The following is a 20,522-nucleotide window of genomic DNA, read 5'->3' as shown; positions in this document are numbered from 1 at the left end:
GCCCCTACTGCCGCTGGAGTGACCGGCTGACGCCCGCCGCCGTGGTGGTGGCGAGGACCCAGCCGGTCACGATCAGCAGGTACGACAGCCACTGGTACCAGCCGGCCGGCGCGTAGGCGGACTCCTGGCCGAAGCCGATGATCGGCAGCATCAGGTCGATCGTGTAGAACACGGCGTTGAAGTCCGGCGCCTCCCCCGCCTTCAGCGGCCGGGGCGCGTGCAGGGCGTAGGCGACCGAGCCCACGAGCAGCAGCGCCAGCAGCCAGCCCGCCGCGCGCAGCGGCCGGAAGCCGTAGCCGACGGTGACGTCCTGGAGCTGTCCCCACAGCCGCCCGTGCGGGGGCAGGGTGCGGCGGTGGCGCCGCAGCTTGGCGAGCTGGACGGTCCGGGCGGCCGCCTCGTCCCCCGCCGTGCGGTAGGCCGCGGCGAGCTGTTCGTAGGCGTACGGGAGGTAGCCCGACTCCTCCCGCTCCAGCGCGGGCAGCCGCTCCTCGGCGGGCAGGTGGGGGGCGAGGGTGCGGTAGCTGAGGCCGTCGATGCGGATCTTCTCCGGCCAGGTGGCGCTCGGCACGTGCAGCATGTCGAAGTGGGAGCGGCGCAGGTTGACCAGGCCCTCGACGGGCGGGCAGTTGCGCAGCCACATCTCGCCGACGGCGCAGCTGGAGGCGCGCAGGGCGACGCCGTCGGGGTTGACGAAGGTGACGTACGCGAAGTTGAGCTGGCCCGGTATACGGGAGCCGGTGAGGTTGACCATCCCGTGGGCCTCCATCCGCTGGGCCCGCAGGTCCGTCCCGACGGTCAGCGTCTCGGCGTGCAGCGCGATCCCGCCGGGGGCGAGCAGGCGGGCCCGGTCCAGGCTGACCTGGCCCCCGACGGTGGCGCCGTTGAGGCGCAGCTGGCCGTGGACGGTCAGGTCGTTCGCGATGATGTCGGTGCCGACCTCGACGTGGTTGAGCTGGAGCGGGGGTTCGTCCGCCTCGTCGCCCGCCGTCGGCCCGATCACCGCTCCCTGGAGGAAGAGGCCGCCGGCCAGCTTGGCGCCCTGGAGGCGTACGGGGCCGCTGATCCGGCAGCAGGAGAGCCGCAGGACCACGTCGACGCGGACCGTGGCGGCGGTGAGGCCCGGGAGGGTGGAGTAACCGAGGACCAGCGCCTTCAGCTGGGCCCCGTACAGCAGGGGTTTGCGTTCGAACCAGCAGTCGCGCAGCCGGATGGCGTGGTCGACGACCGCGTACCGGAGGTCGAGCTTGCCGACGATCCGCGCGCCCTTGATCTTCAGTCCGGCGACCCGGCCCTCCTCGGCGGGGCCGGCGCCCAGCAGCAGGGCCCGCAGCACCTCGGCCCGGACGGTGCGCTCCGGGCCCCATCCGGCCCCGTCCACGGAGCTGTCCTCGGGGTGTTCCCTGAAGTCGACGCCGTCGCCGCGCGGGAAGGCTTCCCACACACGGCGTTCGGCCGGGGTCAGATCGGTGATCTCCATCGCCGGGATGGTGTCCCGGCCGTCGATGTCATGTCAACCACGGCCGGAAATCGCTCCCCTGGCGGTACGTCAGTGCTCGACGCCGTCCTGCAGTTCCTGGCCCTTGAGCAGGAACCAGGCTGCCGCGGCGGTGGCCAGCAGGACGGCCGCGCCGACGCCGGAGGCGAGCCGCAGCCCGTCCACGAAGGCGTCCTGGGCGGCGCCGACCATCTGCGCGCCCGTCTGCGGGTCGAGGGCCTTGGCGGCCTCCACGGCCCCGCCGAGGGATTCGTGCGCCGCGCCGGCCAGCGGGGCGGGCACGGAGGCGGGGGCGGTGAAGGACTGGTAGACGCCGGTCACCACGGAGCCGAGCAGGGCGATGCCGAGGGCGGCGCCGAGTTCGTACGCGGTCTCGGAGACGGCCGAGGCCGAACCGGCCTGCTCCTTGGGGACGCTGGAGAGGATCACGTCGGCGGTGACGGTGAAGGAGAACCCCGCGCCGAGGCCGACGACGAGCAGGGCCACGCCGAGCAGCGGGTAGCCGGTCTCCTTGTGGATCACCGTGAGGGCGCCCAGGGCCAGGCCGATCGCGGCGAGGCCGCCGGTGACGATGACGCGTACCGAGTACCGGCGGGCGTAGCGGCCCGCGACCAGGCCCGTGGCCACCGCGCCGATGGCGGCGGGCAGTTCGGCCAGTCCGGCCTCCAGGGGGTCGCGGCCCTGCACGAGCTGGAGGAACTGGGAGAGGAAGAAGACCAGTCCGGAGAGCCCGAACACGGTGAGCAGGTCGGCGAGGACCGCGCCGGAGAAGCCGCGGTGCCGGAAGAGCCGCATGTCGAGCAGCGGCGACGGCAGGCTGAACTGGCGCCGCACGAAGGCGTACAGGCAGGCCCCGCCGATGACGGCGGCGGCCCAGACGCCCCAGGTGAGGCCGTGGGTGGCGACGTCCTTGACGGCGTAGACCACGCCGATGACGCCGATGAGGGAGAGGGCGACGCTGACCAGGTCCCAGGGGCCGGCGACCGGGTTCCTGGACTCGGGCAGCAGCTTGATGCCGACGAGGACCAGGGCGATCATCACGGGGAGGTTGATGAGGAACACCGAGCCCCACCAGAAGTGCTGGAGCAGGGCTCCGCCGACGACCGGTCCGACGGCCGCGCCGGCCGAGGCGGTGGCGCCCCAGATGCCGATGGCGAGGCTGCGCTCGCGGGGGTCCTGGAAGATGTTCCGGATCAGCGCGAGGGTGGACGGCATCAGGGTCGCGCCGGCCACGCCGAGCAGGGCGCGGGCCACGATCATCATCTCGGGGCTGCTCGCGTACGCGTTGAGCACGGAGACGGCCCCGAAGGCCGTGGCGCCGACGAGCAGCAGCTTCTTGCGGCCCATGCGGTCGCCGAGGGAGCCCATGGAGACGAGCAGGCCGGCGATGACGAAGGAGTAGATGTCGCCGATCCACAGCAGCTGGGTGCCGGACGGCTTGAGGTCCTCGCTGAGGGAGGGGGTGGCGAGACCGAGTACGGTGGCGTCCACCGCGACCAGCAGCACGGCCAGGACGAGCACGGAGAGTGCGAGCCACCGCCCGCGGCTCTGCCCCTCCACCTCCGTCTGCCGGTTCAGCTGTTCGGTACGGCTCATTGCTCCACGCTCCGTCGTGCGCCACCGAGCAGCAGCTCGGTGATCATGTACTGGAAGTCCTTGGCGGCGACCCGGCCGTCCATCACGGCCCAGGCGCAGGTGCCGATGAGGCCGTAGAGGGCCTCGGTGAGCCAGGCGGGGCTCAGGTCGATCCGGATGTCGCCCTCCTGCTGGCCGCGCCGGAAGAGCGCGCCGACCCGGGCGTCGAGGCGGGCCCAGCCCTCGTTGACCTGGTCGCCCTCGAAGAGCTGGTTCTCGGTGACGAGGAAGGCCAGCAGTTCGGCGTTCGGCTCCGCCTGGGCGACGAGCCGCTTGAGCGCCTCCACCGCCGTGCCCTCGTCGAGGCGGGCGTTGTCGAAGGCCACCTCGAACTCGCGGATGCCGAGTTCCTCCAGGGCCCGTACGAGGGCGTCCCGCCCGGCGAAGTGCCGGTGCAGGGTCGCGCGGCCGATCCCGGCGGCGCGGGCGACCTCGTCCATCGTGGCGGTCGACTTGCGGGAAAGCAGGGCGGCCGCGTCGCGGAGCACCTGGTCACGATCCATGGCCATGAGACAAGCATACCCCGGATGAGACGTCACTGTCTCACCGAATCGAAAAATGAGCTGCCCGTCGGACAGCCGGAGAGGAAACCTGAGGACATGAAGCCCCTGCTGCTGATCGACGTCGACGGACCCCTGAACCCCTACGCGGCCAAGGCGCAGCGCCGCCCGGAGGGGTACGCCACCCACCGGATGCGGCCGACGGGCTGGCGGGAGACGGAGAGCGCGAAGCCACTGCGCGTCTGGCTGAATCCCGCCCACGGGGAGCGGCTGCTCGCGCTCACGGACCGCTACGAGCTCGTCTGGGCCACGACCTGGAAGGACGAGGCGAACGACTGGATAGGCCCGCACCTGGGGCTGCCCCGGCTGCCCTTAGTCGACTGGCCGGTGATGCACGGCCGGGCGCCGCGCGGGACCTTCTGGAAGACCCAGTACCTCCTGGAGTACGCGGGCGCGCGCCCCTTCGCCTGGATCGACGACGACATCACGGTCCTGGACCACGAGTACGTCGACCGGCGCCACCCGGCACGGGCCCTGCTGCTCCGCATCGACGCGCGGATCGGCCTGGTCGGGAGCGACTTCGAGCTGCTGGCGGACTGGGCCCCGCCCGCACCCGGCGGCGACCGACGGTGATTCGGTCATCGATACCCGTAACCGGGCGCGATCATGCGGGACCGTCAACGGCCGCCGGGCACGACTAGCCCGTCGAGCGAGCGTACGCATGCGGGGCGGGCTTGATCATTTGGAGTGACTGTCGCCGTGAGGCCTTCTGCCACGGGCCGGGGAGGGAGGAGAGTCCTGCCCGGTGGGCCCTCACCCGGGGTGGGCCACCCGCACCGATTCATTTCTTCGGCAGGGAGAGAACCATGAACGGATCCAGGAAGCTGGCCCTCGGGGCCGCGGTGATGGCCCTCACCATCGGCGGCGCGGTCGCCGTGTCGTCGGCCTCGGCCGAACCGCGCCGGACCGCGCAGGCCGCGGCGGTCACCACCGCCTGGGCCAGGGTCGCCGCGAACGGCCAGGTCCTGGGCGGGCAGGGCATCACGGGGATCAACAAGTTCGGCATCGGCCGCTACAACATCACCACGTCCGGCAGCCTCAACGGGTGCGCCCTGCTGGGCACCATCAACACCAACGGGGGGAACGACCCCGGGCCGGGCAGCTCGTCCATCCTGGTCGGCCAGGTGAACGGGAACACCCTCTTCATCCGCACGGCCACGCCGTCCGCGGGCGGCACCGCGGCCGTCGACAGCGACCGGCCGTTCTCGGTCAACGTCGTCTGCTGATCCCCGCGACACCGCGGGGGCGGGGGAACCGGCCGGCTCCCCCGCCCCCGCGGGAACGCTCGGGACTACTGCTTGTGGATCGCCCAGGCGTGCTGGATGACCAGGTCGGCCTTGAGCTCGGTGAGCTGGACCGCGACCGCGGACGGGGCGGTGCCGCCGCGGCCGTTGCGGGAGGCCAGGGCCCCCTCGACGTTGAGGACGGTGCGGACCTCGGGGGTCAGGTGCTCCGAGATCTTCACGAACTGGTCGTCGGTGAGCTCGTCGAGTTCGATGCCCTCGGCCTCGCAGACCTTGACGCACTCGCCGGCCACCTCGTGCGCCACCCGGAAGGGCACGCCCTGCTTGACCAGCCACTCCGCGATGTCGGTGGCGAGGGAGAAGCCCGCGGGCGCCAGCTCCTCCATCCGCTCCCGGTTGACGGTGAGCGTCGCCATCATCCCGGTGAAGGCCGGCAGCAGCACCTCAAGGGTGTCGCAGGAGTCGAAGACGGGCTCCTTGTCCTCCTGGAGGTCGCGATTGTAGGCGAGCGGCAGGGCCTTGAGCGTGGCGAGCAGGCCGGCCAGGTTGCCGATGAGGCGGCCCGACTTGCCGCGCGCCAGCTCCGCGATGTCCGGGTTCTTCTTCTGCGGCATGATCGACGAGCCGGTGGAGAAGGCGTCGTGGAGGGTGACGAAGGAGAACTCCTTCGTGTTCCACAGGATGATCTCCTCCGCGATCCGGGACAGGTTGATGCCGATCATCGCGGTGACGAAGGCGAACTCGGCGACGAAGTCGCGGGAGGCCGTGCCGTCGATCGAGTTGCCGACCGAACCCCGCTCGAAGCCCAGGTCCGCGGCCACCTGCTCCGGGTCCAGACCGAGGGAGGAGCCGGCCAGGGCGCCCGAACCGTACGGGGAGACCGCGGTCCGGGTGTCCCACTGCCGCAGCCGCTCGGCATCCCGGGACAGGGACTGCACGTGGGCCAGCACGTGGTGGGCGAACAGCACCGGCTGCGCGTGCTGGAGGTGGGTCCGGCCCGGCATCGCCACGTCCGCGTGTGCCTCGGCCAGGCCGACCAGGGCGTCCTGGAGGTCGGCGATCAGGCCGCCGATGGTCCGCGCGTGGTCGCGCAGGTACATCCGGAAGAGGGTGGCCACCTGGTCGTTGCGCGAGCGGCCGGCCCGCAGCTTGCCGCCGAGTTCGGCGCCGAGCCGCTCCAGCAGGCCCCGCTCCAGGGCCGTGTGGACGTCCTCGTCGGCGATGGTGCCGACGAAGGAGCCGTCGGCCACGTCGGCCTCCAGCCGGTCCAGGCCGTCGATCATGCGGTCGAGTTCCTCGGCCGTGAGCAGACCCGCCTTGGCGAGCACGCGGGCGTGGGCGCGCGAGCCGGCGATGTCGTAGGGCGCCAGGCGCCAGTCGAAGTGGACCGACGCGGACAGCTTCGCGAGGGCCTCGGAGGGCCCGTCGGCGAACCGGCCGCCCCAGAGCCGGACGTCACCGTTGTTGCTGCTCACAACTACTGCTCCTCATGAGGGTGGTGGTGCGACGGCCTCCCGGCCGCGCGCAGGAAGCCAGGAAGCGGAGAGGCCGTCTCGGTACAGCGTCAAACGATTCACGGCGCGATGCGACGCGCCGTCGTGACCGGCCGCAGCGTAGGCATAACTATGCATTGCTCCGTATGTTTCGTCAATCGATGCCTGGTGCCCCACCGCTGACCAGCCCGTATATCGGGAGCGCGGCCCGCCTGCGGCCGCCTACGATCGGCGGCGGAGCAACCGGGGAGGACTTATGTGGAGCGCGGGCGAGAACGCGTCATGGGGGCGCGCCGTGGCCCGGGGGCTGCTGCGCGGGGACACCTCCCCCGTCGCGGGCAGGCTCGCCGGGAACGGGCCGGAAGCCTGGACCGCCTTCGACGAGGAGATGCGCCGGCTCCTGCGCTCCCACAGCGCGGAGATCGCCGGCAAGCGGCTGGAGGTCCGGCTGTGTCACCCCGACGGGCGGGTGCGCGCGGCCGCGCTCGCCGCATGGCGGAACCCCCCGCTGCCGCTCGTCCTGATCCGGTGCGCCGACTGGGTCCCGCAGGTCCGCGACCGCGCCCGCAGGGTCCTCGGCAGGGTGGTGGCCCGGTATCCCGCCGAGGTCCTGATCGGCATCGCCCCGTTCATCCTGCGGCTGGGCGGCCGTGAGCACGGCGCCTGGGCGGTGGAGCAGCTGGAGGCGGCCCTGTCCGGCCGCTACTCCCTCCTCGCCGCCTGGTGGCGCCCCGGACGGCCCTGTACGACGTGGAGCTGGAACGCGCTGACGCCCGAGCAGCGCGACCGCCTCCTGGAGCGCCTGCGCGGGTCCGCCGACCTGACGATCCGCCGGTTCGGCGCCCGCGTCACCCTCGCCGCCGGGCGGTTCGGCGTGCGGGAGACCGCCCGGCAGGCCGCCGCCGAGCCCGACCCGGTGACGGGCCGGATGTGGACCGACGCCGCCCTGGCGGCGATGGGGGCCGACGGGCCGGACGACGAGGCGGTCGACGCCCTCCTCGGCTCCCGCTTCGCGGCGGTACGGGCCGCCGGTGTCACCGCGCTGCGCCGGGCCGGGCGGTCGGCCGAGGCGGTGGACCACCTGGCGGACCGCGCCGGCCAGGTCCGGGCCTGCGCCCGCTGGCTGCTGCGGCAGAACGGCGGCGACCCGTACGCGTACTGCCGCGAGCTCGTCACGGACCCGGACCGGGTGAGCGGGTACGCGGTGACCGGCTTCCGCGAGGTGGCCGGACAGGCCGACGGGCCGCTGCTGCTCCCCCTGCTGCACCACCCCGACGGCGCGGTACGGGCCGCCGCCCTGGCCGCACTGCACGGGCTGGGCCTCACCGTCGAGGACGCGGTCCTGCTCGCGATGCTGGAGGACCCCTCGGCGTCGGTGGCCCGTGAGGCCGCGCTCTGCCTGCTCCCCGCGGCCGAGCGGCTGGACCCCGCCACGCTGGCCGCCCGGACCGGCCCCGAGTGGCCCGCGCACACCCGCAGGGCGGCGTTCCGGCTGCTGGAAGGCCGGGGCGGGAGCGCCGAACTGCGGTCCTGCGTCGCCATGCTGACGGACCCCGACCCGGGCCTGAGCCGGCGGGCGCGCAGCCGGGTGCTCGACTGGAACTGGCTCAGCACCCTCGACGAGGGGGAGGCGCACCAAGCGGAACTCGGCGCGCTCCTGGCGCGGTCGGCCCGGCTCCTGTCCGTCGACCGGCTGCGGCTGTGACGCCCTTCGACGGCCTGCCTGCGCCGCCGCGGCCCCCGTCGGCCGTACCGTCTGACATGTGCTGCGTACCGCTCTGCTCACGGGCTCGCTGATCCTCGCCGGGCTCTTCCCGTACGGCCCGGAACCGCTGCCCGCCCGCCTCGCCGACACCGGCGGCGGCAGTCAGCTGATCACCGCCGTCGCGCCCGCGCCCGGGTCCACGACGGGCCGGCTGACCTGGTGGGACCGGCGTGCCGGGCGCTGGTACGAGGCGGGTTCCGCGCCCGCCCGGTTCGGCGCCAACGGCCTGACGGAGGGCGCGACGCGGACCCAGGGCACCGACACCACCCCGACGGGCCTGTTCGAGCTGCCGTACGCCTTCGGCACCGCCCGCGCGCCGGCCGGTACGGCCTACCGCTACCGCCGGGTGACGGACCGTTCCTGGTGGTGCCAGGACAACGCCTCGGGCAGCTACAACCGCTGGACCGAGCCGCTGCCCGCCGACTGCGCGCCCGGGGAGGCGGAGCACCTGATCACGTACCGGACCCAGTACGCGCACGCGCTGGTCGTCGCCTTCAACTACGACCGGCCCGTGCACGGCCGGGGCGCGGGCATCTTCCTGCACGTGAACGGCAAGGGCGCCACCGCCGGCTGCGTCTCGGTACCGGAGCGGTCGATGCGCGAGCTCCTCCGCTGGGCGAACCCCCGCCGCCACCCCCACATCGCGATCGGCACGGACTCCGGCCCGCTGACGGTGACCCGGTACTAGGCCGCCGGGCGGGCCGGGTCAGCCCTCCTTCTGGGCCAGGCGCAGGAGGTGGTCGGCCAGGGCCTGGCCGCCCGCCGGGTCGCGGCTGATCAGCATCAGGGTGTCGTCGCCCGCGATGGTGCCCAGGATGGCCTGGAGTTCGGCCTGGTCGATCGCCGAGGCCAGGAACTGGGCCGCGCCCGGCGGGGTGCGCAGGACCACGAGGTTCGCGGAGGCTTCCGCCGAGATCAGCAGTTCGCCGGAGAGGCGACGCATCCGCTCCTCCTTCGCGGACTCGCCGAGCGGGGCCTGCGGGGTGCGGAAGCCGCCCTCGCTGGGGACCGCGTAGATCAGCTCGCCCCCGGTGTTGCGGATCTTGACCGCGCCCAGCTCGTCGAGGTCGCGGGAGAGCGTCGCCTGGGTGACGCTCAGCCCGTCGTCGGCGAGCAGTTTGGCCAGCTGGCTCTGGGAGCGGACCGGCTGCCGGTTGAGGATGTCCACGATCCGGCGGTGGCGGGCGGTACGCGTCTGCGGGACGGACGGACCGTTCTGCTCGGGTTCCTGCGCCTGGCTCATCGTCGTCTCATTCTCCGGATCGTCCCGCTTCGTCGAGGATGCCGGGCAGCGCCCGGACGAACGCGTCGACCTCGGCCTCGGTGATGACGAACGGGGGCATCAGCCGTACGACGTCGGGGGCGGGCGCGTTGACCAGGAATCCGGCTTCCTGAGCCGCGAGCTGCACCTTCGGCGCGAGCGGCTCCGTCAGCACGATACCCAGCAGGAGGCCGGACCCGCGGACGTGGGAGACCAGGGGATGACCGGAGGATTCGATTCCGGAGCGCAGCCGCTCCCCCCGTGCCTTGACCCGGTCGAGCAGGCCGTCGGCGGCGATGGTGTCGATCACCGCGAGGCCGGCCGCGCAGGCGACCGGGTTGCCGCCGAAGGTGGTGCCGTGCTGGCCGGGCTGGAGCAGGTCGGCCGCCGGGCCGAAGGCGGCCACCGCGCCGATCGGGAGACCGCCGCCGAGCCCCTTCGCGAGCGTGACGAGGTCGGGTTCGACGCCCTCGTGGGCCTGGTGCTCGAACCACTGGCCGCAGCGGCCGATGCCGGTCTGCACCTCGTCGAGGACCAGCAGGGTGCCGGTCGCGCGGGTGATCTCGCGGGCGGCGGTCAGGTACCCGGCGGGCGGGACGACGACCCCGTTCTCGCCCTGCACCGGCTCGATGACGACGATCGCCGTCTCCTCGGTGACGGCGGCCCGCAGGGCCTCCACGTCGCCGTACGGGACGTGGGTGACCTCGCCCGGCAGGGGCAGGAAGGGGGCCTGCTTCTTCGGCTGGCCGGTGAGCGCGAGGGCGCCCATGGTCCGGCCGTGGAAGCCGCCGTCGGTGGCGACCATGTGGGTCCGCCCGGTCAGCCGGCCGATCTTGAAGGCCGCCTCGACCGCCTCGGCACCGGAGTTGCAGAAGAAAACCCGGCCCGCGCGGCCGAAGAGCTGGAGCAGCCGCTCGCCGAGCGCGATGACGGGCTCGGAGGCGTAGAGGTTGGAGACGTGGCCGAGGGTGGAGATCTGGGCGGTGACGGCCTCGACGATCGCCGGGTGGGCGTGGCCGAGGGCGTTGACCGCGATCCCGCCGACGTAGTCGGTGTACTGCGTGCCGTCCGCGTCCCAGACCTGGGCGCCCTCGCCCCGTACGAGGGCCAGCGGCGGGGTGCCGTAGTTGTTGGTCAGTGCGTGCTGCCAGCGGGCGGCGTAGTCCTGATTGCCCGTCATGTCCGTGCCCCTCCCTGGGCGTCGGGCACGACCATGGTGCCGATGCCCTCGTCGGTGAAGATCTCCAGCAGGATCGAGTGCTGGACCCGTCCGTCGATCACGCGGGCCGTGCCCACCCCGCCGCGCACCGCGTGCAGGCAGCCCTCCATCTTGGGCACCATGCCGCTGGACAGCTCCGGCAGCAGTTTCTCCAGCTCGCTGACGGTGAGCCTGCTGATGACCTCGTCGCTGTTGGGCCAGTCCGCGTACAGGCCCTCCACATCGGTGAGGACCATCAGCGTCTCGGCGCCCAGCGCGGCGGCGAGCGCCGCGGCGGCCGTGTCGGCGTTGACGTTGTACACGTGGTGGTCGTCGGCGCTGCGCGCGATGGAGGAGATGACCGGGATCCGGCCGTCCGCCAGCAGCGCCTCGATCGCGCCGGTGTCGATGGCGGTGATCTCGCCGACCCGGCCGATGTCGACGAGCTCGCCCTCGATCTCGGGACTGTGCTTGGTCGCGGTGATGGTGTGGGCGTCCTCGCCGGTCATGCCGACGGCGAGCGGCCCGTGCTGGTTGAGCAGCCCGACGAGCTCGCGCTGGACCTGGCCGGCCAGGACCATCCGGACGACGTCCATGGCCTCGGGGGTGGTGACCCGCAGACCGGCCTTGAACTCGCTGACCAGGCCCTGCTTGTCCAGCTGGGCGTTGATCTGCGGGCCGCCGCCGTGGACGACGACCGGCTTGAGGCCGGCCTGGCGCAGGAAGACCACGTCCTGGGCGAAGGCGGCCTTCAGGTCCTCGTCGATCATGGCGTTGCCGCCGAACTTGATGACGACGATCTTGCCGTTGTGCCGGGTGAGCCACGGCAGGGCCTCGATGAGGATCTCGGCCTTGGGCAGCGCGGTGTGCCTCCTCGCGGTGCTCATGAGCTGTACGCGCTGTTCTCGTGGACGTACTCGGCGGTCAGGTCGTTGCCCCAGATCACGGCGGACTCGCCGCCGTTGGCCAGGTCGGCGGTGATGCGGACCTCGCGGCCCTTCATGGAGACCAGGTCGCGGTCCTCGCCCACGGAGCCGTTCTTGCACACCCACACGTCGTTGATGGCGACGTTCAGCCGGTCGGGGTCGAAGGAGGCCTGGGTGGTGCCGATCGCGGCGAGCACCCGGCCCCAGTTGGGGTCCTCCCCGTGGATGGCGCACTTGAGGAGGTTGTTGCGGGCGATGGAGCGCCCGACCTCGACGGCGTCGTCCTCGGTCAGCGCGCCGATGACCTCGATGCGGATGTCCTTGCTGGCGCCCTCGGCGTCGCCGATGAGCTGGCGGGCGAGGTCGTCGCAGACGGTCCGTACGGCCTCGGCGAACTCCTCGTACGCCGGTACCTCGCCGGAGGCCCCGGAGGCCAGCAGCAGCACGGTGTCGTTGGTGGACATGCACCCGTCGGAGTCGACCCGGTCGAAGGTGGTCCGGGTGGCGGCGCGCAGCGCCCGGTCGAGGGTGGCGCTGTCCAGGTCGGCGTCGGTGGTGAGGACGACGAGCATGGTGGCCAGGCCCGGGGCGAGCATGCCGGCGCCCTTGGCCATGCCGCCGACGGTCCAGCCGTCCCGGGTGGCGGTGGCCGTCTTGTGCACGGTGTCGGTGGTCTTGATGGCGATGGCGGCGGCCTCGCCGCCGTCGGCGGTGAGGGCGGCCGCGGCGGTCTCGATGCCCGGCAGCAGCTTGTCCATGGGGAGCAGGACGCCGATCAGGCCGGTGGACGCCACGGCGATCTCCCCGGCGTTGTGTCCGCCGCCCAGGGTGGTGGCCGCCTTCTCGGCGGTCGCGTGGGTGTCCTGGAAGCCCCGGGGGCCGGTGCAGGCGTTGGCGCCGCCGGAGTTCAGGACGACGGCGCTGACGGCACCACCGCGCAGGACCTGCTCGGACCACAGGACGGGCGCGGCCTTGACCCGGTTGGAGGTGAACACGCCCGCGGCGGCCAGACGCGGCCCGTCGTTGACCACGAGGGCCAGGTCGGGATTGCCGTTCGCCTTGATCCCGGCGGCGATGCCCGCCGCCGTGAACCCCTGTGCAGCCGTAACGCTCACGGCGCGACTCCAATCGTGGAAAGACCCAGCGTCTCGGGGAGCCCGAGCGCGATGTTCATGCTCTGCACCGCGCCGCCGGCGGTGCCCTTGGTCAGGTTGTCGATGGCGCTGATCGCGATGATCCGGCCGGCGGACTCGTCGTGGGCGACCTGGAGGTGGACGGCGTTGGAGCCGTACACGGACTTGGTGGTCGGCCACACGCCCTCGGGGAGCAGGTGGACGAAGGCCTCGTCCGCGTACGCCTTCTCGTACGCCGCGCGCAGCGACTCCGCGGTGGTGCCGGGGAGGGCCTTCGCCGAGCAGGTGGCGAGGATGCCGCGCGGCATGGGGACGAGGTTCGCGGTGAAGGAGACGGACACCCGCTCCCCGGCGAACGGGGAGAGGTTCTGCACCATCTCCGGGGTGTGCCGGTGGACGCCGCCGACCCCGTACGGGGTCACGGTGCCCATCACCTCGGAGCCGAGCAGGTGCGGCTTGAGGGCCTTGCCGGCGCCGGAGGTGCCGGTGGCGGCGACGATCACGGCCTCGGGCTCGGCGAGTCCCGCCTCGTAGGCGGGGTAGAGCGCGAGCGAGACGGCGGTGGGGAAGCAGCCGGGGACGGCGATCCGCTTGGTGCCGGCCAGCGCGGCGCGGTGTCCGGGCAGCTCGGGCAGGCCGTACGGCCAGGTCCCGGCGTGCGGGGCGCCGTAGAAGCGGTCCCAGTCGGCGGAGTCCTTCAGCCGGTGGTCGGCGCCCATGTCGACGACGAGCACGTCGTCGCCGAGCCGGGCCGCGACGGCCGCGGACTGCCCGTGGGGCAGGGCGAGGAACACGACGTCGTGGCCCGCGAGGACCTCGGGCGTGGTGGCCTCCAGGGTCCGGCCGGCGAGGGGGACGAGGTGGGGCTGCAGCCCGCCGAGGAGCTGTCCGGCGTTGGAGTGGCCGGTCAGCGCGCCGATCTCGACCTCGGGGTGCGAGAGCAGCAGGCGCAGGACCTCACCGCCCGCGTATCCGCTCGCTCCGGCCACCGCTACACGTACCACCATCGGACCTCCTCCTCGATGGCATGACTATACGTAGGGCTGCACTTTTATGCAATCGCCTTGCGATCTTCCTCCTCCCGGCGCCTCAGGCCCGCCGGGCCCGGAAGGCCGCGGCCTTGGTGCGGTTCTGGCAGGCGGTGGAGCAGAACTGGCGGGCGGCGTTGCGCGAGGTGTCCACGTACACGCGGTCGCACCGGTCGGCCCGGCACACGCCCAGCCGGCCCGCGAGGCCGCCGCCCACCGCCAGGGCCAGCGCGGTGGCGCTGCCCGCGGTCACGCCCGCGGCGAAGGAGTCGTCGGGGCCGTGGAAGTGCATCTGCCACGGTTCACCCCCGGTCCGGTCCAGCCTCGGCCGGGCCCCGGTGTCGCGCAGCAGGTCGTTCACGGTCACGGCCGCGGCGTCCACATCCCCATCCTGCATCGACCGGAAGACCTCGCGCATGCGCCGGGCCGCGCCGACGAAGTAGTCCGCCTGCGCGGCGTCGACGGCGCGCGGCAGGGACGCCGCGACGCGCGGGACCGCCCCTTCGATCGCGGCGGGCAGCTCCGCCCCGCGCGGAGCCGCATACGGGCGGCCGCGCGCCTCTCCGTCCGTCAGGACGTTCACGAGCGCCACCGCCTGTTCCAGCAGTACCGCTACGTGACTGTCGAACATCACTTGACCAGTCACCCCTTCGATCGCTAGCGTCCATGGCGTCCGTAACCGACATTACTCGATACGACAGTTACGCGAGAGGTGGGGTCATGCCGCGGACCGTATGGCTGCTGGTGGCGGCGCGGGCGATCAACCGGCTCGGCGCCTTCTCCCTGCCCTTCCTGACCGTACTGATCGGCACCGAGTTCGGCGCGGGCACGACGACGGCGGGCCTGGTCTCGGGGGGCTTCGGCCTCGCCACGATCCCCTCCCGGGTGGCGGGCGGCCGGCTGGCGGGCCGGATCGGGCGCCGCCGCACGATCGTGCTGGGACTCGTCGGCTGCGCCCTCGCCCAGCTGGGCATCGCCGCCGCCGGCTCCCTCGCCGCGGTGGCCGTCTTCGCGGTCCTGCTCGGCCTGTCCTTCGAGCTGTACGAGCCGCCGAGCCAGGCGCTGATCGCCGACGCCGTCGGCCCGGCCGACCGGGTGCGCGCCTACGGGGCGCTCAACGCCGCACTGGCCGTCGGCGGCACCGGCGCCGGTCTGATCGCGGCGGGGCTGGGCCGGTGGGACCTGCGCTGGCTGTTCGTCGTCGACGCGCTCACCTGCCTTGCCTGCGCGCTGACCCTGCGCCTGGCCCTGCCGGCCGACGGCCCCCGGGGCCCGCACGCCGCACGGGACGACGGAAACGGCGACGGCGGGGGCGGCGACGGCGGCGGACCCGTGCGGCCCTGGCGGGACCGGGGTCTCTGGGCGATGTTCACCTCCGGGACCGCGTTCGCGCTCGTGTCCATGCAGATCGTGATGGCGCTCCCGCTCACCCTCGGCCACCGCGGCCTGCGACCCGCCGACGCCGGGCTCCTGTTCACCGCCTCGGCCGTGACCGTCGTCGCGGTCCAGCCGGCGCTGCGCCTGCGCCGCCTGGCCGCGCTGCCCGACCCCGCGGCCATGGCCCTCGGCTACGCCCTGCTGGCGGCCGGTCTGGCCGGCTACGCCACGGCGCGGGGCCTGCCCGCGTTCCTGGCCGCCACCGCCGTGCTGAGCGTGGGCGAGACGCTGGTCCTGGCCCGGGTCCTCGGCGTCGTGGCCGGCCTGGCGCCGCCGGGCGGCACCGACCGCTACCTCGCCGCGTACGGCATCAGCTGGGGCATCGCCACGGTCGCCGCCCCGGTCACCGCCACCCAGCTGCTCGAACGGGCCGGCGCCGGCACCCTGTGGGCGGGCACCGCGGCCCTGTGCCTCGCGCTCGCGGCCGCGCAGCCCCTGGTGGTGGGGCCGCTCACCAGGGGCCTGCCGGTGCGGTCGGGAGCGGGCCGACCGGCGTCGTAGTCCGCGGCGTCAGGAGCCGTCGGAGCCGTCCAGCGGGTGGCGGACCCACACGTTCGGTTCCACGTAGACCGCGAAGTCGCGTTCCGGTTCGCAGTGGACCGGCGCCAGCGCACCGGGCACGAGGACCGGACCCGGGGTGTCGAAGGGCAGCCCGGTCCATTCCCGCCACTGCGCGAGCGTGCCGTTGACGGTCATGGAGAGCGGCGCCACCCCGTGGATGACCGCCCCGGCGCGCACGTGGACCCGCAGCCACGGGTCGTAGGGGAGCCCGTCCTCGCGGGTCCGGTACGCGTACTCCGCCATCGGCGTGGCGGGCTCGGCCGGCTTCCCGCTGGGCCGGACCGGGGCCACCAGCTCGGCGAACCCGGCGGCGCGGGCGCCCTCGCGCATGGCGGCCAGCATCCGGCCGGAGAGGCCCTCGCCCTGCCGGCCGGTGGCGACGGAGATCTCGATGGCGCTGACCGTGTCGGGCCGGATCCCGCGCCGCTGGTCGGAGAAGGCCCACATGAGGACCGCGTCCCAGCCCTGCGCGGGCAGCACGCCCGCCCGCTCGGGGGTGTGCAGGGCGAACGGCAGGCTGAAGCCCCGGGCCACCACCGTGTCCCCCTCGGTCGCGATCCAGACGTACTCGGGGAACTCGGCGACCATGCGCGGGTAGAGCAGCCAGGCCAGGGAGTCGTGGCCGGCGAACTCCGGCCAGGAGTCCTCCATGTCCCAGAGCCTGGCGGCCAGCTCGGGGCGGCGGGCGAGGGAGGTGATCACTATGGCGGTCATGCGGGCAGGCTAGAACGCCCCTCCGCCCCCCTCAACAGGGTTTACGGGCGCCGCGGACAGCCCGCCCCGCATCCGCCGCACCGCCTCCACCAGCTCTCCCGGACCCGAGACCCCGGCGAAGCCCAGCCGGACGTGGGCGGCGGGCGGCTCGGCGCAGAAGAACGGCCGGCCGGGCGCGATCGCGACCCCGGCGCGCAGGGCTTCGGCGACGAAGGCCGCGTCGTCGCCGCCCTCGCCGAGCCGGGTCCACAGCTGGTACCCGCCGGCCGGCAGCCGGACGGGCTCCAGCCCCGGCAGCTCCCGCCGCAGCGCGCCCGCGAGCACGTCCCGCCGGTGGCGCAACTCGGCGGCGACGGCCCGCAGATGACGCGGCCAGGCGGGCGCGCCGACCAGTTCGAGGGCGGCCTCCTGGAGCGGCCGGGGCACGAAGAAGCTGTCCACCACCTGGATCGCGCGCAGCCGGTCCAGCACCGGGCCCCGGGCGGCCAGCGCGCCCACCCGCAGGCTCGGCGAGGTGACCTTGGTCAGCGAACGGACGTGCACCACCACCCCGTCGGCGTCCTCGGCGGCCAGGGTGGGCGGCGGCGGGCCGGCGTCCTCGTGGGCCAGGGCCCGCGCGTAGTCGTCCTCGATCACGAAGGCCCCGGCGGCCCGCGCGATCCTCAGCACCTCGGGCCTGCGGGCGGCGGACAGCACCGCGCCCGTCGGGTTCTGGAACAGCGGCTGGCACACGAACACCCGCGCCCCGGTGGCCTCGAAGGCGGCCGCGAGCAGCTCCGGCCGGACCCCGTCCGTGTCCACGGGCACGGGTACGGGCCGGCAGCCGGAGGCGCGGGCGATGGCGAGCAGCCCGGGGTACGTCGGGGACTCCACCAGGACCGGCGCCCCGGGCGGGGCCAGCGCCCGCAGGGCCGTGGTCAGCGCGCTCTGCCCGCCGGCGGTGACCAGCACGTCGGCGGCCCCCACGGCCCCGCCGATCTCGCGGGCGAACCAGTCGCGCAGCTCGGGCAGCCCCTCCACCGGCGGCCGCCCCCAGGCCCCCGGGCGGCGTCCGGCCCGCGCCAGCGCGGCGGCCATGGCCCGCTCCGGCTGGAGGGAGGGGTGCAGGTAGCCGCTGTTGAGTCCGATCACGCCGGGCGGCGGCGTGGTCAGGCAGACCATCACCCCGGAGGCGTCCACCGAGCGGGGAACCACCTCACCGGTCCCCTCCGCGCTGAGGGACACCTCCTGCCAGGAGGTGTCGCCGGAGGCGCCGGCCTCCGTGCGCGGCGGGGACCGGAACACTCCGGCGCCGGGCCGGGTGACCACGAGCCCCTCGGCGGCGAGCAGGGCGAGGGCCCGGGAAACGGTGACGGGGCTGACCCGGTAGCGCTCGACCAGGGCCCGACTGGACGGGAGCTTTCCACCCACCGGATAGCGGTCAAGCTCCGACCGCAGGCTTTCCGCCAGTTCCGCCACACTGCTACGCTCATACATGACAGCACAGAATAGCGCTACTCCCTCCGGCCCGATAGCGGTTCGGCCGACCGGTCACCACCTCGGCGCGCACGCCGACGCGGGCGTCACGGGCGGCACCGGCGGCGGCGCGGGCAGCGCTGCCGGCGTCACGGGCGGCAGCGGCGGCGGCGCTACGCGGGCGGCCACCCCCCGGCAGGCGGGCGGCACCCGCACCGGCACGGTCCTGGCCCTCCTCGGCGTCGTCGCCTTCTCGCTGACCTTCCCCGCCACCGCCTGGGGCCTGGAGAGCTTCGGTCCCTGGTCGCTCGTCGCCCTGCGCAGCGTCCTCGCCGCCCTCCTCGCGGGCACCTTCCTGCTGGCCGGGCGGGTCCCCTTGCCGGCCCGCGCGCACTGGGCGGGGCTCGCGGTCGTGGCCGGCGGCGTGGTGGCCGGCTTCCCGATGCTGACCACCCTCGCCCTGCAGACCTCCACCACCTCGCACGCCGCCGTCGTGGTCGGACTGCTCCCGCTGACCACCGCCTCCTTCTCCGCCCTGCGCACCGGCGCCCGGCCGTCCCCCCGCTTCTGGGCGGCGGCCGTCGCCGGAGCGGCGGTCGTCCTGGGCTTCACGCTCACCCAGAGCGGGGGAGCCCTCTCCACCGGGGACGCCTACCTGTTCGGGGCGCTCGTGGTGTGCGCCGCCGGATACACCGAGGGCGGACGGCTGGCGCGGCTGATGCCGGGCTGGCAGGTGATCGGCTGGGCCCTGGTGCTGTGCCTGCCGCTCACCGTGACCGGCTCCGTGCTCGGGCTCGCGTACGAGCCGGTGCACTTGACCGCCCACGGCGTGGCCGGCCTGGTGTGGGCGGCGGCCGGCTCCACCTTCTTCGGCCTGTACGTCTGGTACCGCGGAATGGCCGAGATCGGCGCCCCGCGCGCCAGCCAGCTCCAGCTCGCCCAGCCCCTGCTGACCCTGGTCTGGTCGGTCGCGCTGCTGGGCGAGCACCTCTCCCCGGCGGCGCCCGCCGCCGCCTGCGCGGTACTGGTCTGCATCGCCGTCACCCAACGGGTCAAATAGCCGGTTGTCGCCCTAAACTGCTAACACCGGATCGGACCGCCACCGAGGAGGTCAGCTATGCGCGCTACCGAGGGCGACCAGCTGGTGCAGCACGGCCGGGTCGTGGGACAACACGACAAGGTCGGCGAGATCACTCAGGTACTGGGCGAGAACGGAACCCCCCCCTACCGGGTCCGCTTCACCGACGGCCACGAGGCGGTCATGTCGCCCGGCCCCGACTGCGTCGTCAAGCACCCGTCCGAGCACACCCCCTGACCCCGGGCGGCAGCCCGGCTCAACGCGGCGCCGCCGTCGCCGGATAGTGATCGGCGACGACCCTGGCCATCGCGCCGTTGGGGTCCGCGGTCACCTGCTTCGCCGAGAAGTAGACGTGGCCGCGGACCTCGGCGTGCCGTGCCGCGAGGGTCAGGTGCCTCGACAGCTCCGCCGGATCGCGCCAGGCGGGCGTGGAGCTGTCCGCGTCGCAGCGGTACAGGGCCTCCCCCACGTACAGGGCCACCCGCGTGCCCCTGACGGTGCCCGCCCACCACTCCACGATCGCGGCGTAGTCGGCGGACGGGTGGCCGATCTGCCAGTACGCCTGCGGCACGATCGAGTCGATCCAGCCCTCGCGGACCCACTTGCGGGTGTCCGCGTACAGGTCGTCGTAGGTCTGCACCCCCGCCCGGGTCTGCGAGCCGAGCGGGTCCCGGTCGCTGTTGCGCCACACCGCGAAGGGGCTGACCCCGAAGCGGGCCGCCGGGCGGACGCCCTTCAGCCGGTCCGACATCTCCTTCACCAGGGTGTCGGTGTTGTGGCGGCGCCAGTCCGCGCGCGAGGCGAAGGACCCGCCGTACCGCTCGTAGGCCTCGTCGTCGTCGAACTCCTGACCGGCGACCGGGTACGGGTAGAAGTAGTCGTCCCAGTGCACCCCGTCGACCGGGTAGCGGGAGACGGCGTCGAGCATCGCCTCCTGCACGAAGGCCCGCACCTGCGGCAGCCCCGGGTTGTAGTAGAGCTTGCCCCCGTAGGGCACGGCCCAGGTGGGGTTGCGGCGGGCCGGGTGCGCCGCGACGAGCCGCTGGGGATCGGTGTGGTTGGCCACCCGGTACGGGTTGAACCAGGCGTGCAGCTCCAGCCCCCGCGCGTGCGCCTCGGCTACCGCGGTGCCCAGCGGGTCCCAGCCGGGATCCTGCCCCTGCACCCCCGTCAGCCACTGCGACCAGGGCTCCTTCGTCGAGGGCCACAGGGCGTCGGCCGTCGGCCTGACCTGGAGGAACACGGCGTTCAGCCGCCGCTCCACGGCCGTGTCGAGGAGCCCGGTCAGCTCCGCCCGCTGCTCCCGCGCGGACAGGCCGGCCTCGGAGGGCCAGTCGACGTTCTCCACGGTGGCGATCCACATCCCCCTGAGTTCCGGTACCGGCGCCCGCCCGCCGCCGGACCCCTGCACCGCCCTCCGCTCCCCCGCCGGGGCGGCCGCCGCCGTCGTGGCCAGCACCCCCGCGGCCCCCGCCAGCAGGCCCCGCCGTCCGATGTGCGCCATGTGACGACTCCGTTCCGCTCCGTGACATCGCT

At 73.8% G+C, this 20,522-nt stretch carries 20 protein-coding genes; 7 read left to right on the top strand and 13 right to left on the bottom strand.

The window, feature by feature from the left end:
* Window positions 1-4: 4 nt before the first annotated feature.
* The 3 genes from OG295_RS27895 to OG295_RS27885 all read right to left on the bottom strand — a co-directional run bounded on the left by OG295_RS27895 (window position 5) and on the right by OG295_RS27885 (window position 3,642).
* Complete coding sequence (locus OG295_RS27895; protein WP_371679373.1) at window positions 5-1,480, bottom strand: membrane-associated oxidoreductase; 1,476 nt, start codon at window positions 1,478-1,480, stop codon at window positions 5-7.
* A 69-nt stretch (window positions 1,481-1,549) separates the two neighbouring features.
* On the bottom strand, window positions 1,550-3,094 hold the full coding sequence (locus tag OG295_RS27890; RefSeq protein WP_371679371.1) for an MFS transporter: 1,545 nt from the start codon (window positions 3,092-3,094) through the stop codon (window positions 1,550-1,552).
* The gene (locus tag OG295_RS27885; RefSeq protein WP_030233780.1) at window positions 3,091-3,642 is read right to left on the bottom strand and encodes a TetR/AcrR family transcriptional regulator; all 552 of its coding nucleotides are present in this window, start codon (window positions 3,640-3,642) and stop codon (window positions 3,091-3,093) included. The genes OG295_RS27890 and OG295_RS27885 overlap by 4 nt, the downstream gene beginning before the upstream one ends.
* Before the next feature lie 90 nt (window positions 3,643-3,732).
* Between OG295_RS27885 and OG295_RS27880 the strand changes: the two genes are divergently transcribed.
* Both OG295_RS27880 and OG295_RS27875 read left to right on the top strand, forming a co-directional pair.
* Window positions 3,733-4,266, top strand: coding sequence for an HAD domain-containing protein (locus OG295_RS27880; protein WP_371679370.1), 534 nt, complete (start codon window positions 3,733-3,735; stop codon window positions 4,264-4,266).
* Window positions 4,267-4,499: 233 nt separating this feature from the next.
* Window positions 4,500-4,919, top strand: a complete 420-nt coding sequence (locus tag OG295_RS27875; protein ID WP_371679369.1) for a hypothetical protein — start codon at window positions 4,500-4,502, stop codon at window positions 4,917-4,919.
* A gap of 65 nt (window positions 4,920-4,984) precedes the next feature.
* On the opposite strand, the gene argH is transcribed toward OG295_RS27875, so the two are convergent.
* Entirely contained in the window at window positions 4,985-6,412 is a 1,428-nt protein-coding gene (gene argH / locus OG295_RS27870; protein WP_371679368.1) for an argininosuccinate lyase, read from the bottom strand.
* A gap of 274 nt (window positions 6,413-6,686) precedes the next feature.
* Between argH and OG295_RS27865 the strand changes: the two genes are divergently transcribed.
* Together OG295_RS27865 and OG295_RS27860 are read left to right on the top strand one after the other, a co-directional pair.
* Window positions 6,687-8,135, top strand: coding sequence for a hypothetical protein (locus OG295_RS27865; protein WP_371679367.1), 1,449 nt, complete (start codon window positions 6,687-6,689; stop codon window positions 8,133-8,135).
* 61 nt (window positions 8,136-8,196) lie between these two features.
* The gene (locus tag OG295_RS27860) at window positions 8,197-8,883 is read left to right on the top strand and encodes a L,D-transpeptidase (RefSeq protein ID WP_371681334.1); all 687 of its coding nucleotides are present in this window, start codon (window positions 8,197-8,199) and stop codon (window positions 8,881-8,883) included.
* Between the two features lie 18 nt (window positions 8,884-8,901).
* Here OG295_RS27860 and OG295_RS27855 read toward each other — a convergent pair whose 3' ends face one another.
* From OG295_RS27855 to OG295_RS27830, 6 genes are all read right to left on the bottom strand, one after another.
* Entirely contained in the window at window positions 8,902-9,438 is a 537-nt protein-coding gene (locus tag OG295_RS27855) for an arginine repressor (protein WP_371679366.1), read from the bottom strand.
* Between the two features lie 7 nt (window positions 9,439-9,445).
* A complete protein-coding gene (locus OG295_RS27850; protein ID WP_371679365.1) occupies window positions 9,446-10,636 on the bottom strand; it encodes an acetylornithine transaminase in 1,191 nt (396 codons plus the stop codon).
* Window positions 10,633-11,541, bottom strand: coding sequence for an acetylglutamate kinase (gene argB / locus OG295_RS27845; protein ID WP_266838065.1), 909 nt, complete (start codon window positions 11,539-11,541; stop codon window positions 10,633-10,635). The genes OG295_RS27850 and argB overlap by 4 nt, the downstream gene beginning before the upstream one ends.
* Window positions 11,538-12,695 (bottom strand): bifunctional glutamate N-acetyltransferase/amino-acid acetyltransferase ArgJ, encoded by a 1,158-nt coding sequence (gene argJ / locus OG295_RS27840; RefSeq protein ID WP_371679364.1) that lies wholly within the window; start codon window positions 12,693-12,695, stop codon window positions 11,538-11,540. The genes argB and argJ overlap by 4 nt, the downstream gene beginning before the upstream one ends.
* Window positions 12,692-13,720 carry an N-acetyl-gamma-glutamyl-phosphate reductase gene (argC, locus tag OG295_RS27835; protein WP_371679363.1) on the bottom strand — a complete coding sequence of 343 codons (1,029 nt, stop codon included), beginning with the start codon at window positions 13,718-13,720 and terminating at the stop codon, window positions 12,692-12,694. The genes argJ and argC overlap by 4 nt, the downstream gene beginning before the upstream one ends.
* A gap of 82 nt (window positions 13,721-13,802) precedes the next feature.
* On the bottom strand, window positions 13,803-14,372 hold the full coding sequence (locus tag OG295_RS27830; RefSeq protein ID WP_371679362.1) for a CGNR zinc finger domain-containing protein: 570 nt from the start codon (window positions 14,370-14,372) through the stop codon (window positions 13,803-13,805).
* 89 nt (window positions 14,373-14,461) lie between these two features.
* Here OG295_RS27830 and OG295_RS27825 point away from each other — a divergent pair, with 89 nt between their 5' ends.
* Window positions 14,462-15,679, top strand: a complete 1,218-nt coding sequence (locus OG295_RS27825) for an MFS transporter (RefSeq protein WP_371679361.1) — start codon at window positions 14,462-14,464, stop codon at window positions 15,677-15,679.
* Window positions 15,680-15,688: 9 nt separating this feature from the next.
* Here the strand turns inward: OG295_RS27825 and OG295_RS27820 are convergent, their stop codons facing one another.
* Both OG295_RS27820 and OG295_RS27815 read right to left on the bottom strand, forming a co-directional pair.
* On the bottom strand, window positions 15,689-16,453 hold the full coding sequence (locus OG295_RS27820) for an N-acetyltransferase (protein WP_371679360.1): 765 nt from the start codon (window positions 16,451-16,453) through the stop codon (window positions 15,689-15,691).
* Between the two features lie 9 nt (window positions 16,454-16,462).
* Window positions 16,463-17,929 carry a PLP-dependent aminotransferase family protein gene (locus tag OG295_RS27815; protein WP_371679359.1) on the bottom strand — a complete coding sequence of 489 codons (1,467 nt, stop codon included), beginning with the start codon at window positions 17,927-17,929 and terminating at the stop codon, window positions 16,463-16,465.
* Between OG295_RS27815 and OG295_RS27810 the strand changes: the two genes are divergently transcribed.
* On the top strand, window positions 17,928-18,968 hold the full coding sequence (locus tag OG295_RS27810; protein ID WP_371679358.1) for a DMT family transporter: 1,041 nt from the start codon (window positions 17,928-17,930) through the stop codon (window positions 18,966-18,968). The genes OG295_RS27815 and OG295_RS27810 overlap by 2 nt on opposite strands.
* Before the next feature lie 57 nt (window positions 18,969-19,025).
* The gene (locus OG295_RS27805) at window positions 19,026-19,223 is read left to right on the top strand and encodes a DUF1918 domain-containing protein (protein WP_030233742.1); all 198 of its coding nucleotides are present in this window, start codon (window positions 19,026-19,028) and stop codon (window positions 19,221-19,223) included.
* 19 nt (window positions 19,224-19,242) lie between these two features.
* On the opposite strand, the gene OG295_RS27800 is transcribed toward OG295_RS27805, so the two are convergent.
* Window positions 19,243-20,490: a glycoside hydrolase family 10 protein gene (locus OG295_RS27800; protein WP_371679357.1), complete on the bottom strand. Its 1,248-nt coding sequence runs from the start codon at window positions 20,488-20,490 to the stop codon at window positions 19,243-19,245.
* Window positions 20,491-20,522 lie beyond the last annotated feature (32 nt).

Origin of the sequence: Streptomyces sp. NBC_01276 (assembly GCF_041435355.1) — a bacterium.
Classification (GTDB): domain Bacteria; phylum Actinomycetota; class Actinomycetes; order Streptomycetales; family Streptomycetaceae; genus Streptomyces.
The sequence above is the reverse complement of the archived record's forward strand: the minus strand, read 5'-3'. Positions and strand labels throughout refer to the sequence as shown.

Bases quoted from the DNA above. Each gene is read 5' to 3' on its own strand.
- OG295_RS27830 (WP_371679362.1), bottom strand. From the start codon at position 14,372: ATGTTCGACAGTCACGTAGCGGTACTGCTGGAACAGGCGGTGGCGCTC.
- argC (WP_371679363.1), bottom strand. From the start codon at position 13,720: ATGGTGGTACGTGTAGCGGTGGCCGGAGCGAGCGGATACGCGGGCGGT.
- OG295_RS27880 (WP_371679370.1), top strand. From the start codon at position 3,733: ATGAAGCCCCTGCTGCTGATCGACGTCGACGGACCCCTGAACCCCTAC.
- OG295_RS27820 (WP_371679360.1), bottom strand. From the start codon at position 16,453: ATGACCGCCATAGTGATCACCTCCCTCGCCCGCCGCCCCGAGCTGGCC.
- OG295_RS27895 (WP_371679373.1), bottom strand. From the start codon at position 1,480: ATGGAGATCACCGATCTGACCCCGGCCGAACGCCGTGTGTGGGAAGCC.
- OG295_RS27885 (WP_030233780.1), bottom strand. From the start codon at position 3,642: ATGGCCATGGATCGTGACCAGGTGCTCCGCGACGCGGCCGCCCTGCTT.
- OG295_RS27815 (WP_371679359.1), bottom strand. From the start codon at position 17,929: ATGTATGAGCGTAGCAGTGTGGCGGAACTGGCGGAAAGCCTGCGGTCG.
- OG295_RS27810 (WP_371679358.1), top strand. From the start codon at position 17,928: ATGACAGCACAGAATAGCGCTACTCCCTCCGGCCCGATAGCGGTTCGG.
- OG295_RS27875 (WP_371679369.1), top strand. From the start codon at position 4,500: ATGAACGGATCCAGGAAGCTGGCCCTCGGGGCCGCGGTGATGGCCCTC.
- OG295_RS27805 (WP_030233742.1), top strand. From the start codon at position 19,026: ATGCGCGCTACCGAGGGCGACCAGCTGGTGCAGCACGGCCGGGTCGTG.
- OG295_RS27850 (WP_371679365.1), bottom strand. From the start codon at position 10,636: ATGACGGGCAATCAGGACTACGCCGCCCGCTGGCAGCACGCACTGACC.
- OG295_RS27855 (WP_371679366.1), bottom strand. From the start codon at position 9,438: ATGAGCCAGGCGCAGGAACCCGAGCAGAACGGTCCGTCCGTCCCGCAG.
- OG295_RS27800 (WP_371679357.1), bottom strand. From the start codon at position 20,490: ATGGCGCACATCGGACGGCGGGGCCTGCTGGCGGGGGCCGCGGGGGTG.
- OG295_RS27890 (WP_371679371.1), bottom strand. From the start codon at position 3,094: ATGAGCCGTACCGAACAGCTGAACCGGCAGACGGAGGTGGAGGGGCAG.
- OG295_RS27865 (WP_371679367.1), top strand. From the start codon at position 6,687: ATGTGGAGCGCGGGCGAGAACGCGTCATGGGGGCGCGCCGTGGCCCGG.
- argB (WP_266838065.1), bottom strand. From the start codon at position 11,541: ATGAGCACCGCGAGGAGGCACACCGCGCTGCCCAAGGCCGAGATCCTC.
- OG295_RS27825 (WP_371679361.1), top strand. From the start codon at position 14,462: ATGCCGCGGACCGTATGGCTGCTGGTGGCGGCGCGGGCGATCAACCGG.